Origin of the sequence: Gordoniibacillus kamchatkensis (genome assembly GCF_000829455.1) — a bacterium.
GTDB lineage: Bacteria > Bacillota > Bacilli > Paenibacillales > NBRC-103111 > Gordoniibacillus > Gordoniibacillus kamchatkensis.
Genome location: NZ_JXAK01000010.1, coordinates 121,963 through 138,158, shown reverse-complemented (window position 1 = coordinate 138,158; position 16,196 = coordinate 121,963). Strand labels below are relative to the sequence as shown.

Genomic DNA, 16,196 nt, shown 5'->3' with positions numbered 1-16,196 from the left:
AGCGGTTTGCCGGTAATAGTTGAGAATGGCAGGGGCGGCGTCCAATAAGAGCGGGCTGGAGGTCCAGTTGATCGGCACTTTTCCGCGGTTCGGATCGTCCCATAAAATTCTCATCCGATGCTCGTTATACTGCAAATTGTCGCCTTCGCTGAACGTGTACGTGACATAGATTTTATTTTCCAGCTTGGGGGCCGCGGTTTTTGCCGCTTTGACCGGCTTCGCCTTCGTTCCGGAGAACACGGTCATGTTGCTGAACCAATCCGCAGCCAGGACATATACGCTGTGGTTTGAAGTAATTTCGACGGAGCTGAACTCTCCCTGTACGTCGTTGCTAAACCATCCCAAATAAGGAGAACCCGGCTCTGTCTCGGATAAAATTTTCTCAAACAGCGCTCTCTGCTCCGGTACGTTCGATTCCAGCCAGAACACCATCGCTTTGTTGGCGACCGCATAATCCCGCAAGTATCCGTACGGTTCTTTTTGTTCCGAAGAAGGCGGCGCAACGTTGCCGGCGGATACTTTGTACTGGTTCCACATGTCGATCGAAGCCGTTAATTGTTTCGTGCCGGCGGGCGGCGTAAATTTGTATACGAAATAACGATTGTTATCGGCAAAACGATGCCCCCCGCTGCCCGAAGATAATTGGGAGCTATCGCTGTCATACAAGAACGGCTCTTCCTGGGGAGTACCCGGTACGAATTGCGCGACCACCGCGCCGTCCGCCTTTACCGTCACTTCGTGAACGGCGGGGCCCAGCCGTCTTGAGGGAAGGCGTCGTCAAAGCGAACGTAGACGGCCTCTTTGCCCAGCAAGGAGGACAAATCGAAGTCGTAAATTTTGCGGTTGCTCGCGTCTCTGATTTGCGCGGTTTCTTGTGCAATAACGCTGAAAGAAGCAGGAAGCCCGGGAGGGATTTTTACGGATGTATTCGGACTTAACCCGATGAGCATACGATGTGTCGTCTGATTCCAGAGATGCTCGTATTGCCAGGTGTAGGCGTCCATCCGGTCCTTGAATTTTCCGCGCAAGTCTTCAAGCACTTTCAGGTTATATGGGGAGACTTTCAACTTTTCCGCTAGCTCGGGGCTTGCTACTATACCGTCTTTGAGGCCTGCGAGAGTGGTGGCGACATTGATGGAGTCCTGCACGTTCGGATCGTAAATGATGATTCCTTTGACCTCGTGTATGTACTGCTTGAGCAGACTCCAATAATCGGACTGAATGCTGTAAGGCACTTCCAGATTGTTCAGCCAGGTCGTCTTGCCTTCTTCCTGATTTTCCAGTAAATAGATTCGCGGTTCCTTGCGGTTCACGATACCTTGGAGCGTAGCCATAAGCAGCTTGATATCTCCGGGGGCGTCGTAAATATCGGCAACGTCCAAACGCTTCACTTTGGCGAAGCTGGGAAGCTGTTGATGCTTAGGCCAGACAACGGAATCGGAATGAGCATCATCGTTCGAAACTGAGGAGGCTAATGCATTTGACGATAACGAGAGCAAACAGGCGAGTGCCATACTGATTACGGTTGCTTTCGTTGCTTTACGAAACATAGTCATTACACCTCGTTTCATTCGGATTTTGGAAAACCATCGTATTGGCGGTACTTATGTGCGGAAGCATCGACCTCCTCGCTTTACAATAAATACCAGGCATAAAAATAATACTAAATATATCAAATATGGTCAATATAAAATATTGCAATTCCGCAAGATCATATTAATAGAGCTGCATTCGGAGTCGCACGGCAATCCTATTTTTGGATAGACATTGAACATCATATATGACATATTAAATATATAATTACTCATTGGGAGGTTCTTGCTAGTGCCATACGAAACAATCAAGCCCGGAACGCTGCATGCCATGAAAAGGGAGATCCAGAGGCGCATCTACACCGTCATAGCCCCTCTTTCCGTGGAGGCGTGGGTGACCCCGGAACCGGTTCCTTATACGCAGCGGCAAAGCGGTGTACATAAAATGTTGAAGCCCGGCGACAGGTGGGGGGAGCTATGGGATTGCGCCTGGTTTCGTTTTCGTGGCGATGTGCCGCAGGAGGCCGCCGGCCAAAACGTCGTGCTGCTCATCGACGTGAACGGCGAAGTTTGCATTGTGGATGAGGAAGGCAGCCCTTATCAAGGATTGACGAATATCAATTCGGAGTTCGATACGAGTCTCGGGCTGCCGGGCAAACGGGTCGTCGCCGTAACGGAGCACATCGCCCGCGGCGGGAAAGTCGAGCTTTGGGGAGACGCCGGGTGCAACGATCTGTTCGGCAAGTACAGAGGCGGGACGCTGAAAGAAGCCGATATCGCCATTTGTCATGAGGAGATTCATAAGCTGTATTACGATGTGGAAGTGCTGCTGGAGCTGGCGGAGCAGCTTCCGGAGCCTTCCTCCAGGCGGGCGCAAATCATGCAGGCGCTTTACGACGCCTCGCTTCAGCTGGCCAAGATCAACGATGACAGCGCGGCGGCGGCACGGCGCAGGCTGGCCCCGGAGCTGGCAAAACGCGGCGGCGACCCGACGCTGACAGTCAGTGCGGTCGGACATGCGCATATCGATCTCGCCTGGCTGTGGCCGATCCGCGAAACGATCCGCAAAGGGGCTCGCACCTTCGCTACCGCCTTGCGCATGATGGAGCGGTATCCGGAGTACGTGTTCGGCGCCAGCCAGCCTCAGCTTTACGAGTGGATCAAAGAGCGCTATCCGAAGCTGTACGGGCAAGTGAAAGCCCGCATCGCGGAAGGGCGCTGGGAGCTGCAAGGGGCGATGTGGGTCGAGCCCGATTCCAACGTATCCGGCGGCGAAGCTCTCATTCGCCAAATCGTTTACGGTCAGCAATTTTATAAACGGGAATTCGGGCAAACGGTTCGTTCCCTCTGGGTTCCGGATATTTTCGGGTATACCGCCAGCCTTCCTCAGCTGCTGCTTAAGTCAGGCATCAGCTACATGGTGACGCAAAAGCTTTCGTGGAACATGTATAACGATTATCCGCACCATACTTTTTTCTGGGAAGGCATCGACGGCAGCAAAATTTTGACCCATCTGCCTCCCGAAGATACGTACAATTCGCCGGCGGCTCCGCGGTCCTTGGCGAAAATCGAGCGCGAATATAAGGACTGCAGCGTCTCCGACCGGGCCCTGATGCTGTTCGGAATCGGCGATGGCGGCGGCGGCCCGGGCGAAGAGCATTTGGAGCGGCTGCGCCGGGAGACGAATTTGCTTGGGCTGCCGCCTGTCTTTCAGGAGCCGTCGATTGATTTTCTGGACAAATTGAACGAGCGCGCAGGCCGCTACAAGACGTGGCGGGGCGAGCTGTATTTGGAAAAGCACCAAGGAACGTTGACTACGCAGGCGAAGAACAAGAAGTTCAACCGCCGAATGGAGAAAGCGCTGCGCGAATTGGAGTTCGCCGCCGTTTGGAATTTGCTGTCGGACGGCGGCGCTCCGTATCCGAAGGAAGAACTGGATACGATTTGGAAGGAAGTGCTGCTATACCAGTTTCATGACATTTTGCCGGGTTCGTCGATTACCCGGGTCTACGACGAGTCGCTGGCGAGGTACGAGACGCTGCTCGCGAGGACCGAGGGGCTTATTCGGGAACGGTATGCGAAGCTGGCGTCCGGACTCGATACCGGAACTATGCGGAAGCCTTACGCCATTTTCAATTCTTTGCCGTGGGAGAGGACGGAATGGATTCGGATTGAGGAAAGCTGGATTCGGGCAACCGTTCCTCCCATGGGCTATGCGCTTGTTGATGCAGAAGCGGCTGAGGCGGCGGCTTTAGAGCCCGGTCTGCTGAGAGCCGACCGCAGCGGTTTGGAAAACGAACTTGTGCGGGTAACATTGCGCGACGACGGCACCATCTGTTCCATCTGCGACAAAACGGCGGACCGCGAAATCGTGCCGGCCGGGGCGACGGCAAACGCGCTGACTCTTTATAACGAACAAGGCGGAGACGCCTGGGACTTCCCGGCGGATTACCGCGAGAGAGCGTCCGCGCGGCTGTTGCCGGCAGAGTGGAAAGCATATACGGACGGCCCTGCGGCCGTAATCGAGCAAACGTATGCGTTCGGCGCTTCGCGTATAGAACAACGGATTGTTGTCACCGCCGGGAGCCGCACCATCGAATTCCGGACAAAAGTGAACTGGCAGGAGACGAACAAAATGCTTCGCGCCGCTTTCCCGCTTGACATTCGGTCGGAGACGGCGATTTGCGACATTCAGTTCGGCTACGTCAAACGGCCTGTTCACCGGAATACATCGTGGGATTTTGCCCGCGACGAAATCTGCGCCCATCACTATGTCGATTTGTCGGAGCCGGCTTACGGTGCGGTGCTTCTGAACGATGGCAAGTATGGCTTCCGCGCGGCGGACGGGGAACTGGACATCAATCTGCTTCGCAGCCCAGGTTATCCGGACCCGAAGGCGGACCGGGGAGAGCACGAATTTGTATATGCGCTGCTGCCCCACAGCGGCGATTGGGTGAGCGGAAACGTGTACAAGGAAGGCTATGCGCTGAATGTGCCCCTTCGTGCGGTAGCCGCGAACCGCGGCGGCGGCGGCGGAAAGGGGGCGGCCCAAGCGGCCTTGATGGAGCTGGGCGGCTCTCATGTCATGATCGAGTCCGTCAAGCGGGCCGAAGATAGCCAGGACCTCATTATTCGCCTCTACGAAACGGCCGGCGGCAAATCGCAGGCGCGTCTCAAGCTGCATTTTCCGTACAGCAGGTTGGAATGGGTCAATTTGCTCGAGGAGCCGGCGGATGAAGTTGCGGAGGCGTCGGGCGGGGAGCTGCAAATGTCCTTTAGCGCGTTTGAAATCAAGACGCTGAAAGTCGTGCTTTAACCGGCGCAAAAAAAGGCTGGCGCCCCGAATCCGGGACGTCAGCCTTGCTGTAATTGCTGCGGGACAGAAGTTTTTCCGACAACCAGCTTGGGTTCCAGCACGATGTTGCTGTATTTTCGGGCCGAATGGGGATTGGCCAGCATATCGAGCAGCAGCCTCGCAGCTTTGAATCCCATGTCGAATTCGGATTGATCCAGATGCGTAAAAAAGCTGAGTCCTTCAAGCCCCGGGCTCGGATCGTCAAACGTAACGATCGAGACGTCTTCCGGCACCCGCAGGCCCAAATCATTGGCAATCGACCAAATGCGGCCGCCCAGATTGGAGTTGAGCGTTATGTACGCCGAAGCCATGCGGCTCTTGACAAAACGGTACAAGGGATGCCCGGAACCGATCTTGCCCGCGCCGACGTCAAAATCGTTGAGCAGCAGCGCGGGATTAATCATGGCGCCTTTGATTTTGAGCGCTTCCATATAGCCGTTGATCCGCTCTTCGACGGATGCCGTCGGCTGCGGGGAATCGGTGCAGACGGCGATGTTGCGGTGGCCCAAGCTCCACAGATGGTCGACAGCTAGCATCGCACCTTTGGCGCCGTCGGAACGAACGACATTCGTCTCGAGCCCCGGCAAATTGCGATCGACCAGCACGAAAGGATAGTTTTCCATTTTCAGCGCGATGATTTCTTCGTTATACACTTCGGCGTCTGCCGGAAATATAATCAAGCCTTCAGCTTGATGCTTCAACTCCCGGATCGCTTCCGTTTCCCGTTGTTTGGAATTGAAAGTCAGCATGACGGCAACGTGATATTTGCTTTCCCGAAGCACTTCGCTGATTCCTTTCATCAAGCGTATGGCGAAATAATCGCTGATCTGCGGAATGACGAGCCCGATCTTAGGCGCGGCGCCGGCCTTGTTCTCGGTGCTGACGGTGTTTGGCGCGTTCGGCTTCGGCGCATCGTAAGCTGCCGGGATTCCTTTCACGAAGCTGCCTCTGCCCGGAATTCGGTAAATCCACCCGTCCCGGGCCAGCTCGGCGAGTGCGTTCGCTATCGTAATCCGGCTGACGTTAAATTGCTCCAGCAGCTCTTTCTCGGCGGGGATTTTGTCGTTTTCCGCGAGCCGCCCCGATAGGATCAAGTCTTTGAAATAGTTTTGGATCTGAATGTACAGAGGAGATCGATCGTGCGCGCTCATCCTGGCCGCCCCCAGTTTCGTAGCTATCTAGTTTATTATATTAAATATATCTTATCCTGGCGACAAATATCAACAACGTTCGTACCCGCACTCTTATACTATAGGTGCGGAGGGGGCCTAATATGAAACTTCACACTAAGCTGATGCTCGTTTACTTCGTAACGATCCTGCTTCCGATTGCCGGTCTCACCCAGTACTTCCTCAATCAGATGTCCGATTTGATCATCCGCTATGTGTCGGATTCGTATCAGAAAATACTGACTCAATCCAACAGCGGAATCTACTATAACATCAGGTTCTACGAAAGCATCCTCGACAACTTGACGGTCTCGGAAGCCGTCCAGGACGTGCTCGCCCAGCCGGCCCTTTACCGGGAGAAGGGCGTGTACATTATGAACCGGGAAATTTCCCGGGCGGTTCGGTTTATTGAGGCGTATCAGGCAACCGATGTGGAAATTGTGCGCCCAGATGAAGGAATATGCCGAAGTGCGTTACGGCCGCACAGTCCGGTTCTATGTGCCCACGCACAGTTTGATTAATTATACGCAATGGCGTATCGTGAGCCCGCAGGCGCTGCTTGTCCATATGCCGGCCTGCGACGGTTTCATCGCGCAAATATGGACGGGAACGTCGCGCACGCGCAATGTGTACCAAGGCGTCCGGGCCGAGCGAACGTTCGAGACGGCGTTTCTCGAATACGGCGTCATGCAGGAACTCGTACGCGGCACCGGACGGGATATGTGGTTTTACACGATCCGATCGAAGATAACCCGAACTATACGTGGTCGGACTACAAAGTGAATTATCGGGATACGGTTGTTGCTTCGCTGCTGCACCCGCATGTAAGCAGATACGAGATTTGCCCGTGGCCGCACCGCGTATTCGAAGGGGCTTATCCGAAGGAAGACGGAGACGGAAAGGAAACGATTCCGCCAGATTACGCTACGGAGCTGGTGACGGTTATGCACGCGCTCCGCGATATGCACCGGCATGATGCGCTGCCTTCCGCAGACGCGACGGGCGGGATCGGCCTGCTTCTGGCCAATTCGGCGATGTTCCAACGCGGAGATTACGATCCCGGGCGGGCAGAAGAAGGCTTCAAGTACGATGGAACGGTGGACGGCAAGCTGTCGGCCAGCCAGGAGGCGAAGCTCAATTGGTCGGAATTTTACGGATTGGCTTTGCCCCTCGTTAAGCATGGCATACCGCTACGTACCGTCCAGCTGGACAATTTGCTTCACTTCCCGGGCTACCTGGACGGTTATCGCGTGCTGCTGCTCAGCTACGAATTTATGAAGCCGGAGCATGCCGGTCTACATCAAGTATTGGCGCAGTGGATTCGCGAGGGCGGCGTTCTGGTGTACATCGGCGACGGCAGCGATCCGTTTCACCGTGTGAAGGATGGTGGAATGGCGGTGCTAAATCTTACGAGCGGCCTGATGAACATCTATTCGAAGCTATCGGGCTCGGGCGACGCCCCGGAGAAGGGGACTATCAGGTCGTAGGCTGCTGGGTGATCGTCCATTCTATCCATCCCGCCAGGCTCGCCGAGTCCGAGCGCGGTGCGAATCTGGTCAGGGACACCGTTCGCCGCGCTCTCGCAAGGCGGGGGGAAGAAGACGATTATCGGGAGAAGCATGCGCTTCAGATCCGCAGAGGGCCGTATGTCGCGACGCGCGTTATGACGGAATCGGTTTCGGACCAGCCTGTTACGGTTGACGGCACCTATATCGATCTGTTCGATGCGGCGCTGCCGATCGTTCGGAACCCGGTCGTCCTGCCGGGCGCGGCAAGCCTCCTTTATGATTTGCATTACGCCACTACTGCATTGGCGAAGGTGCCCGGGGTGGCCGTCAGTTCTTCCCGCATTCGAGACGAGAAGGCCGGGAACGGACGTCTCGCGTTCGTATCCGAGGCACCCGCAGGGATCACGGTCAGTACGCGGCTCCTGCTTGCGAAAGAGCCGGGCCGCGTTACAGCGGACGGCAAGGAAGTGACGGTGCGAAGCTGGGATCCCGGCAGCCGAACGCTGCTCATCCGATATGATGGCGTTCCCGAAGGTACGCACATTTTGGTAGAGGAGGAGAGCTGAGATGATGAACCCGATTTCCACCCCCGGGGCGTTTACGGAGCTCGACAAGTTCATGTTTGAAGCATGGGGCTACATCATAATCCCGAACGTACTTACCGCGGATGAAGTGAAGGATTGTCTGGAAGCATCCGTCCGGCTGCATGAGGCTGCCGGGACGAGGGGCTGGGCCCAAGTGGGCAAAGGCTTCGAGACGGAACCTGCATTGGAGCGTTTAATCGATCATCCGGCGGTGCTGCCCAAGGTTAGGGCGCTCTACGGCGACCGGTTCATCCTCCAATCGGCATGGTGTACGAAGCAACCGGCTTTCGGCGGAAACGGCAGCTGGCACCAGGACGGCTCCGGCGCATACGATTTCAGCAAGCTGGGCTATCCGATCCCATTGATCCAGCTCCGGGCTTCCTTCCTGTTGACGGACCAGTCCGTTCCCCGTACCGGAAATATGGAGCTGATCCCGGGCAGCCATAGAAGCCAGGCGCCGCTGCCGCAGTCGGTCAGAAAGTCCGGCGATGACGTTCCGATCGGGCATGTGATTTGCGCGGAAGCGGGATCGGTCTTATTGTTCCATAATGCCGTCTGGCATCGCACCTATGCGCATGACGGCGATTACGACCGCTATACGATGCACTATATTTACAGTCCGCCATGGGTACGATGCTCGGACCGTTTCGACAACGACAAGGCTTTCCTGGAACGAACGACACCGGTCCGACGTTATTTGATGGGACAGTTCGAAAGGCCAGATGCGCCGTTCGGAGCCGGGTATCCTGTTGAATTGGAGTCTGAATAACATACAAGTAGAAGTGTAGACAGGCCGTCCGGCAACGGACGGCTGCTGCAAGCGATGCAAAAAGGTAAGGAGAGGCGGATGGCCCCTCCTTTTTTGCATTCGAAAAAGACGCATATATCACGATTATGATTATAAAATACACAATTAATAATTAAATATTGCACATTATATCGCTGCATGGTATATTATGGGTCATATTAATCTTATTTTTATAAGGCAGGGGGAGAACACGATGACGACCATGCAAAAGCAGGTGTATTTGTTTCAGGAAGGCAATGCCCAAATGAAGGCGCTGCTTGGCGGCAAAGGGGCGAACTTGGCTGAAATGACCCGCGCAGGCCTACCGGTGCCGCCGGGATTTACGATTACAACGGAGGCCTGCCTGGACTATTTTCAACAAGGGAACCGGATCTCGGAACAACTGCATGTGCAAATTGCGAAAGCCATGGGCCAGCTAGAGACAGCGAAGGGCCAAAAGTTCGGGGATGCGTCCCAGCCGCTTCTCGTATCGGTACGGTCCGGCTCTGTAAGCTCGATGCCGGGCATGATGGATACGATTCTCAATCTCGGGCTTAACGATGCCACGGCCAAAGGGCTGGCGGAGCTGACCGGGGATCCCCGGTTCGCCTACGATTGTTACAGGCGTCTGATGCAAATGTTCGGGAATGTCGTTCTGGGCATCGAGCCGATTCATTTTGACTTGCTTTTGAATCGGTTGAAAAAGAGCGAAGCCGTCAGCCACGATCAAGACGTTACCGGCGAAGGGTGGATGCGTTTAATAGAAGACTATAAAAAGTGCATGGTGCTGGAAGCAGGACGCGAATTTCCGCAAAACGTGCATGAGCAGCTATTGCTCGCCATAGAGGCAGTGTTTAAGTCGTTTAACAATCCAAGAGCGCAAATATACCGGAAAATCAACCGTATACCCGATGACCAGGGAACTGCCGTCAATATTCAAAGTATGGTTTTCGGCAATATGGGGAGCGATTGCGGAACGGGAGTCGTGTTTACGAGAGATCCGCCTCCGGCCACAATGTGTTCTTCGGAGAGTTTTTAATGAATGCTCAAGGCGAGGATGTGGTGGCGGGTGTCAGAACCCCGTTGTCCATCTCCGCACTGCAAAACGAGATGCCGGAAATTTATGATCAGTTATTTCAAGCTGCGAAACAGCTCGAGAAGCGCTACAAGGATATGCAGGACATCGAATTCACTGTGGAAAGAAACAAACTGTACTTGCTGCAAACCCGAAACGGCAAACGCAACGCCCAGGCAGCGCTGAAAATAGCGGTCGATTTGGTGAAAGAAGGGCTGCTTTCGAAGCACGAGGCGCTGCAAAGAATCGAGGTTTCGCATTTGGATCAGCTGCTGCACAGAGGGATTGACGAGAAGTCCGTAAAAGATGTGCTGGCCAAGGGGTTGCCGGCTTCTCCGGGAGCGGCCGTCGGACAAATCGTGTTCGACCCGGATACAGCTGCGGAATGGGGCCGCGAAGGGAAGAAGGTGATTTTGGCAAGGTCCGAAACGACTCCCGAGGATATCCACGGCGTGCTTGTGTGCGAAGGCATACTGACGAGCCGCGGAGGGATGACCAGCCACGCTGCCGTAGTTGCAAGAGGGATGGGGAAACCGTGCGTATGCGGATGCGAAGAGCTTCGCATTTTGCCGGAAGAGAAGCGGATGGTTGCAGGAAGCCGCACGATAACGGAAGGTGACTGGCTCACGCTGGACGGCGCTACCGGAAGAGTCATTGTCGGCGCGGTTCCGCTACAGGAAGCCGAAATGACGGAGGAGCTCGTGCAGATGCTGCAGTGGGCGGACGAAGTGCGTACGCTGAAAGTCAGAGCGAACGGCGATACTCCGCATGACGCCAGAGTCGCGCGCCAATTAGGGGCGGAAGGGATTGGCCTGTGCAGAACGGAGCATATGTTTTTCGCGCCGAACAGGCTTCCCGTCGTGCAGCAAATGATCGTCGCGGACAATCCGGAAGAGCGAAAACAGGCGCTTCATAAGCTGCTGCCGATGCAGCAGTCGGATTTTGAAGCGATTTTTACCGAGATGGACGGATTGCCGGTCACTATTCGTTTGCTCGATCCGCCGCTGCATGAGTTTTTGCCGAACCTGCAAGATCTGCAGCAAAGACTTGCCGCGCTGACCTACGAACAGGACGGATCGGAAGCGGAGAAGGAGGAGCTGCGGTCGCTGATCGGCAAAGTTCAAATGCTGCACGAGACGAATCCGATGCTGGGACAGCGCGGCTGCCGGCTTGGCATCGTCTATCCGGAAATTTACGACATGCAAATCGAAGCGATATTCCGGGCCGCATCCGCTTGCATCGACCGGGGAGTTGCGGTTATCCCCGAGATTATGGTTCCTCTTGTCGGGCATGTCAACGAATTGAAAATACTTCGGGAGCTGATTGACTTTGTGGCAGATCAGGTGCTGGGGGAGAAAAGGCGGGACTGCCCGTATAAAGTCGGCACCATGATCGAAGTGCCTCGCGCCGCTCTCACCGCCGGCCAAATCGCAGGCTATGCGGAATTTTTCTCCTTCGGTACGAACGATTTGACGCAAATGACGTTCGGATACAGCCGCGACGATGCGGAAGGCAAGTTTCTGACCCATTATATCGATAAAAAGCTGCTCGCGCATAACCCGTTCCAGGTGCTTGATACGGAGGGGGTAGGCCAGCTTATCGAATTGGCGGCGAGTGCGGGGAGAACGGTTAGGCCTGCGCTAAAGACAGGCATTTGCGGAGAGCACGGCGGCGACAAAGATTCCATTTTCTTTTGCCATCGGATCGGATTGGACTATGTCAGCTGCTCGCCGTACCGAATCCCGTTGGCACGCATCGCCGCCGCGCAGGCGTATATCGAGCTCGGGAACTCGCCGGTACAGGAACAAGCATTCGCCAGAATCGGTTAAGGTGCGATGTCACAAATAAGCTGGTACCGGATACGGTACCGGCTTTTATAACGAGTAAATTGGAAAAATTTCGTTTGACACTGCAAAGAGAACTGGCAATAATGAAATTGAACCGGTTCAAGAAATGCATCTACGGTACAAAATGGGGTGATTGTGGTCGAAGCGAATGTGCGTGAACTGTATGGGAAACTGGCAACTACCGGAGAGTATGTATGCGTAACCGTCGCCGGCGATCGGATTAGTTCGGTCGCGCCGGTTCCTCCGCCGCCGCATGACGGGGAGCAGGTATGGATCTCGCCGGGCTTGATCGATCTGCAAATAAACGGCTTTGCCGGACACGATCTGAATGCGGCGAACGCGTCCATGGAGGAACGGATTCATGCGGTTTGCCACATGACGCGGGAAGTGTTGAAGGCAGGAACCACTTCGTTTTGTCCGACGGTCATTACTGCAGGCGACGAGCAAATTCGCTCCGCTTTGACGGCCATTCGTCTGGCGTGCGAGCAAGATCCGCTTGTCGCCAGCTGCGTTGTCGGCGTTCATCTGGAAGGACCGTATTTGTCCGGGCTGGATGGCCCGCGCGGGGCCCACCCTCTTCGGCATATCAAAGATCCCGACTGGGAAGAGTTCGCTTCCTGGCAAGAAGCGGCCGGCGGCCGTATCCGACTGGTGACCCTTGCGCCGGAACGCAAAGGTGCCATTGACATGATCAGGAGGCTTGTCCGCGAAGGCATTGCGGTCAGTATCGGACATACGGCGGCCAGCCACGATGAAATTGCGGCCGCGGCCGAGGCGGGGGCAAATCTCTGTACGCATCTGGGCAATGGGGCCCATCCGAACCTTCCGAGGCACCCGAATTATATATGGTCGCAATTGGCCGAGGATCGCCTGCTTCCAAGCTTGATCGCTGACGGCCACCACCTGCATCCGAGCGTTGTGAAAGTGATGGCGCGGGCCAAAAATGATCATATCCTGCTTGTCAGCGATGCGGCGCATCTGGCCGGCATGAAGCCCGGCATTTACAGGACGCATATCGGCGGCGAGGTCGAGCTGCTTCCTTCAGGCCGCTTGCAAATGACGGCGAATCCGTCCATGCTCGCCGGAGCGGCCGTATCTTTGGCGGAATGCGTGCAAAATTATATGCGCTTTGTTTCAGTCGGTATCGGCGAAGCGCTGAAGCGGCGACCGTAACGCCTGCGCATGCAATCGGCGAACCGCTGCTCGGAAAAGTGCAAATCAACCATAAGGCTGACTTGCTGGCGTTTACGATGGACCCGAAAACGGGAACCATTCGCATCGCGACCGTAATCAAGTCCGGTCAAACTGTCTTTTCGGCTCCCGGCACGGCTAGCGGCTAGAACGCGGAAGCCGCCTTCCGCGTTCTAACGTCCGGGCTCGCTGAACCGCCTAAATTCGTGTCGTTTTTTTGTTGCATGATATTGACGAAGCAAAATGAAAGCGCTATACTTTTTTTGAAACGGTTCAAATATTTCTATCCTTTTTTTGCGCAATGAAATCTGAAAAGTATTTTCGCAACCAAACATGACATGAAAGCCTCATTTTCGAAAAATCCCCTCTTCATTATGTTATAAATCATAACATAAAAAACCCAATTTATTTGAGAACGCTTCAATTTCCCGGAGATCTATTGACTGATAAGCGAATTAATGTTACTTTACATTACATATAAATACGTTCGGCTTTTCCGATCCATAATTTGAACCGGTTCAAATAAAACGGGCCGATTCAATAAATCAATTTCAGTAAGCGAGGTGGGCATACAACTCAAACCATTCGCAATGGAGACAGACGGGGCAGTCAAAATGTGGTTGTGCAACGGAAAGAAAAAATGAGGAGGGGTATTGGAATGGCGATGAAAAAATTAGTCCTTGGTCTTACTGGCATTTTCGCAATCTCCGGGGCGCTTACCGCATGTTCGGGCGGCGGCTCCGACAAAGGCGCTGCAGGCGTCCAGCCGGCTTCCGGCGGCGGGCAAGCGGCGGACAAGCCTGTCAGCTTGACCATTTGGACAGGGTGGCCGGAACTGGATCCGTATTTCAAAAAAATGGCCGAAGATTTCAAAAAAACGAAGCCGAACGTCTCGATCGAGGTTTCCTCGTTCCCGCTTCGCGATTACGAGAAAAAAGTAGCGGCCGCCCTTCCATCCAAGAGCGGTGCGGATATACTTCCGCTAAACCCGAGTCTGGCGATCCGCTATATCGAAGGAAACATGCTGGCGCAAGCTCCCGACGATCTTGCGAAGCAAAACAATTCCGGCATTCATCAGAAAATCATCGTCGATTCAACCGTAGTTGGCGGCAAAACGTACGGCGTGCCCGCCTTCATGGGAGCGGGAGCGATTTACTACAACAAAGACATGCTCAAGGAAGCCGGCCTTACAGAACCGCCGAACGCAGACAATCTGCTGGAGTACGCACAGAAGCTGGCGAAAAAAGATGCGAGCGGCAATCTGGTGCGCGCAGGCATGAGCCTTCGCCTGAGCGGAGGCGGCAGCGGCGTCGGAGAGAAATTCTGGAACATTTTGGCGCAGAAGGGCGGCAGCATCGTCAAGGAAGTGTCCCCTGGCAAGTACAAGGCCAACTATAACACGCCCGAAGGCATAGCGACGCTGCAAATGTACGTCGACATGGTCCACAAATACAAAACGGACGACCCGAAGGTGAAGCACGATACGGAAGCGTTCCAAACGAAAGCGGCGGCCTTCTACATCCGCGAATCGAACGTCATTCCGGACACGAAGAAAAAAGCGCCCGATCTGAACTACGACGCGGCGCCGCTCAAGGCGAACGTCATCAGCCTGATCAACTACTACGTAGCAGCACCGATAAAGCGAAGGCCGACGCCGCGTGGGATTTCATCCGCTTTATCACCAAGCCGGACAATCACAAGCAGCTCATTTCCATGAGCGGCTGGCTCGTTCCGCGCAGCGATCTGGATTTGGCGGATCTGTACAAAGAGTTTCCTCAATATAAAGCCTTCTTTACCAAACAGGATTATCAAATGTATCCGGCTATGCCCGAGTTCGACGAGATTTTGACGAAGTTCGCCGACCGGCTCGCGACCAAGGGCTATACCGATCCGTCGATGGTCGACAATCCGGAAAAGATCAAAGCGTTCCTGGACGAAGCGGCGAAAGAGACGAACGATATTTTGAAAAAAGCCGGCAAGTACGCCGACTAAGCGGCTTGACGAATGCGGGCGGGCCCGACCGCAGTCAAGGCAGGGACGGGCCCGCTTTTGCAAAGAGTAGTGCAGGCTTTCCGGCATAGGGAGAAAGGGGGGGCGTTCATGCCGGACAAAATCAGGTTCGCCATCGTTGGAGCGGGATCCATCGCCAAGCTTCATGCGGAATCGATCCGAAGGCACCGAGGTGCGGAGCTTGCGGCAATAGCCGACAAGAACGCGGATAAAGCGAGACAGCTTGCGGAAGGCTTTGCCGATGTGCGCCTATTTGCCGACTACCGGGACATGATGTGTATGGAAGAAATCGACGTCGTCTGTGTATGCACGCCGAGCGGGCTGCATGCCGAAGTGGCCGTCGCGGCGGCGCGGGCCGGCAAGCACGTGCTGTGCGAGAAGCCGCTGGAGGTGGATGCACAGCGGATGACGGATATGATCGACGAATGCCGAAAGCATAATGTCAAGCTGGGCTGCGTGTTCCAAAGGCGGCTCATGCCCGCTATGCTGCACGCCCGCCAAGCGATGCTGGACGGCAAGATCGGCAGGCCCGTGCTGGGCAACGCCTATTTGAAGTATTACCGCAGCCCCGAATATTACCGCAGCGGCGGCTGGCGGGGAACGTGGCGCTTGGATGGCGGAGGGGCGCTCATGAACCAGGGCGTGCACGGCGTCGACTTAATTCAGTTCTTGATGGGAGATGTCGAGTCGGTATTTGCCTATACCGGTGCTTTGGCCAGAGATATTGAAGTGGAAGATACGGCTGTTGCGGCTTTGAAATACAAGAGCGGGGCGTTCGGCACCATCCAGGCGGCGACCTCCGTATATCCCGGACAAGAGACCCGTTTCGAAATTCACGGGGAGCGGGGTACGATCGAATTCGGCGATGAGGGGATCAGGCAGTGGACGTTTCACGGCCGGGAGGAGCCTGCGCCGGAATACGAAGATACGCTGGGGCTGTCGTCCAGCAGCAATCCGCAAAATATCGCCGTCGAGGGCCACTACTTTTATGTCAACGACATCATCCGGGCGATTCGCGATGACAGGGAGCCGTACGTGAGCGGCGAAGAGGCGAGGAAATCGGTCGATCTGATCCTTGCCATTTACGAGTCCGCCAGAACGGGAAGGGAAGTTTTTCTGAACAATTAGCAGGTCGAAG

Annotated in this window: 12 protein-coding genes and 2 pseudogenes; 11 read left to right on the top strand and 3 right to left on the bottom strand. The window is 55.1% G+C overall.

Annotated elements, in window-relative coordinates; all coding sequences use genetic code 11:
• Together SD70_RS37735 and SD70_RS37730 are read right to left on the bottom strand one after the other, a co-directional pair.
• Positions 1-711: pseudogene (locus SD70_RS37735) on the bottom strand (GxGYxYP domain-containing protein); the annotation flags it as partial.
• 20 nt (positions 712-731) lie between these two features.
• Positions 732-1,550, bottom strand: coding sequence for a GxGYxYP domain-containing protein (locus SD70_RS37730; RefSeq protein WP_052487171.1), 819 nt, complete (start codon positions 1,548-1,550; stop codon positions 732-734).
• 274 nt (positions 1,551-1,824) lie between these two features.
• Between SD70_RS37730 and SD70_RS08010 the strand changes: the two genes are divergently transcribed.
• Positions 1,825-4,848: an alpha-mannosidase gene (locus tag SD70_RS08010; protein WP_041047077.1), complete on the top strand. Its 3,024-nt coding sequence runs from the start codon at positions 1,825-1,827 to the stop codon at positions 4,846-4,848.
• Positions 4,849-4,886: 38 nt separating this feature from the next.
• Here SD70_RS08010 and SD70_RS08005 read toward each other — a convergent pair whose 3' ends face one another.
• Positions 4,887-6,038 (bottom strand): GntR family transcriptional regulator, encoded by a 1,152-nt coding sequence (locus SD70_RS08005; RefSeq protein WP_041047076.1) that lies wholly within the window; start codon positions 6,036-6,038, stop codon positions 4,887-4,889.
• 122 nt (positions 6,039-6,160) lie between these two features.
• On the opposite strand from SD70_RS08005, the gene SD70_RS33000 reads away from it, so the two are divergent.
• From SD70_RS33000 to SD70_RS07975, 10 genes and pseudogenes are all read left to right on the top strand, one after another.
• A complete protein-coding gene (locus SD70_RS33000) occupies positions 6,161-6,577 on the top strand; it encodes a hypothetical protein (protein WP_052487170.1) in 417 nt (138 codons plus the stop codon).
• A complete protein-coding gene (locus SD70_RS36810) occupies positions 6,570-6,839 on the top strand; it encodes a hypothetical protein (RefSeq protein WP_197080962.1) in 270 nt (89 codons plus the stop codon). Before SD70_RS33000 ends, SD70_RS36810 begins: the two co-directional genes overlap by 8 nt.
• The gene (locus tag SD70_RS32995) at positions 6,779-7,543 is read left to right on the top strand and encodes a hypothetical protein (protein ID WP_052487169.1); all 765 of its coding nucleotides are present in this window, start codon (positions 6,779-6,781) and stop codon (positions 7,541-7,543) included. Before SD70_RS36810 ends, SD70_RS32995 begins: the two co-directional genes overlap by 61 nt.
• Before the next feature lie 8 nt (positions 7,544-7,551).
• The gene (locus tag SD70_RS32990) at positions 7,552-8,130 is read left to right on the top strand and encodes a hypothetical protein (RefSeq protein WP_052487168.1); all 579 of its coding nucleotides are present in this window, start codon (positions 7,552-7,554) and stop codon (positions 8,128-8,130) included.
• Position 8,131: 1 nt separating this feature from the next.
• Positions 8,132-8,917, top strand: coding sequence for a phytanoyl-CoA dioxygenase family protein (locus SD70_RS07995; RefSeq protein ID WP_041047075.1), 786 nt, complete (start codon positions 8,132-8,134; stop codon positions 8,915-8,917).
• A gap of 241 nt (positions 8,918-9,158) precedes the next feature.
• Positions 9,159-11,839 (top strand): annotated as a pseudogene (ppdK, locus tag SD70_RS07990) (pyruvate, phosphate dikinase).
• A gap of 153 nt (positions 11,840-11,992) precedes the next feature.
• Positions 11,993-13,030 carry an N-acetylglucosamine-6-phosphate deacetylase gene (locus tag SD70_RS07985; RefSeq protein WP_052487167.1) on the top strand — a complete coding sequence of 346 codons (1,038 nt, stop codon included), beginning with the start codon at positions 11,993-11,995 and terminating at the stop codon, positions 13,028-13,030.
• Positions 13,031-13,706: 676 nt separating this feature from the next.
• Positions 13,707-14,765: an ABC transporter substrate-binding protein gene (locus tag SD70_RS07980; protein ID WP_052487166.1), complete on the top strand. Its 1,059-nt coding sequence runs from the start codon at positions 13,707-13,709 to the stop codon at positions 14,763-14,765.
• Entirely contained in the window at positions 14,762-15,040 is a 279-nt protein-coding gene (locus SD70_RS32985; RefSeq protein ID WP_052487165.1) for a hypothetical protein, read from the top strand. Before SD70_RS07980 ends, SD70_RS32985 begins: the two co-directional genes overlap by 4 nt.
• Before the next feature lie 108 nt (positions 15,041-15,148).
• A complete protein-coding gene (locus tag SD70_RS07975) occupies positions 15,149-16,186 on the top strand; it encodes a Gfo/Idh/MocA family protein (protein WP_041047093.1) in 1,038 nt (345 codons plus the stop codon).
• Positions 16,187-16,196 lie beyond the last annotated feature (10 nt).

Excerpts from the sequence above, each read along its gene's own strand:
- SD70_RS07980 (WP_052487166.1), top strand. The coding sequence starts at position 13,707 with ATGGCGATGAAAAAATTAGTCCTTGGTCTTACTGGCATTTTCGCAATC.
- SD70_RS07975 (WP_041047093.1), top strand. The coding sequence starts at position 15,149 with ATGCCGGACAAAATCAGGTTCGCCATCGTTGGAGCGGGATCCATCGCC.
- SD70_RS08005 (WP_041047076.1), bottom strand. The coding sequence starts at position 6,038 with ATGAGCGCGCACGATCGATCTCCTCTGTACATTCAGATCCAAAACTAT.
- SD70_RS33000 (WP_052487170.1), top strand. The coding sequence starts at position 6,161 with ATGAAACTTCACACTAAGCTGATGCTCGTTTACTTCGTAACGATCCTG.
- SD70_RS32985 (WP_052487165.1), top strand. The coding sequence starts at position 14,762 with ATGAGCGGCTGGCTCGTTCCGCGCAGCGATCTGGATTTGGCGGATCTG.
- SD70_RS37730 (WP_052487171.1), bottom strand. The coding sequence starts at position 1,550 with ATGTTTCGTAAAGCAACGAAAGCAACCGTAATCAGTATGGCACTCGCC.
- SD70_RS07995 (WP_041047075.1), top strand. The coding sequence starts at position 8,132 with ATGATGAACCCGATTTCCACCCCCGGGGCGTTTACGGAGCTCGACAAG.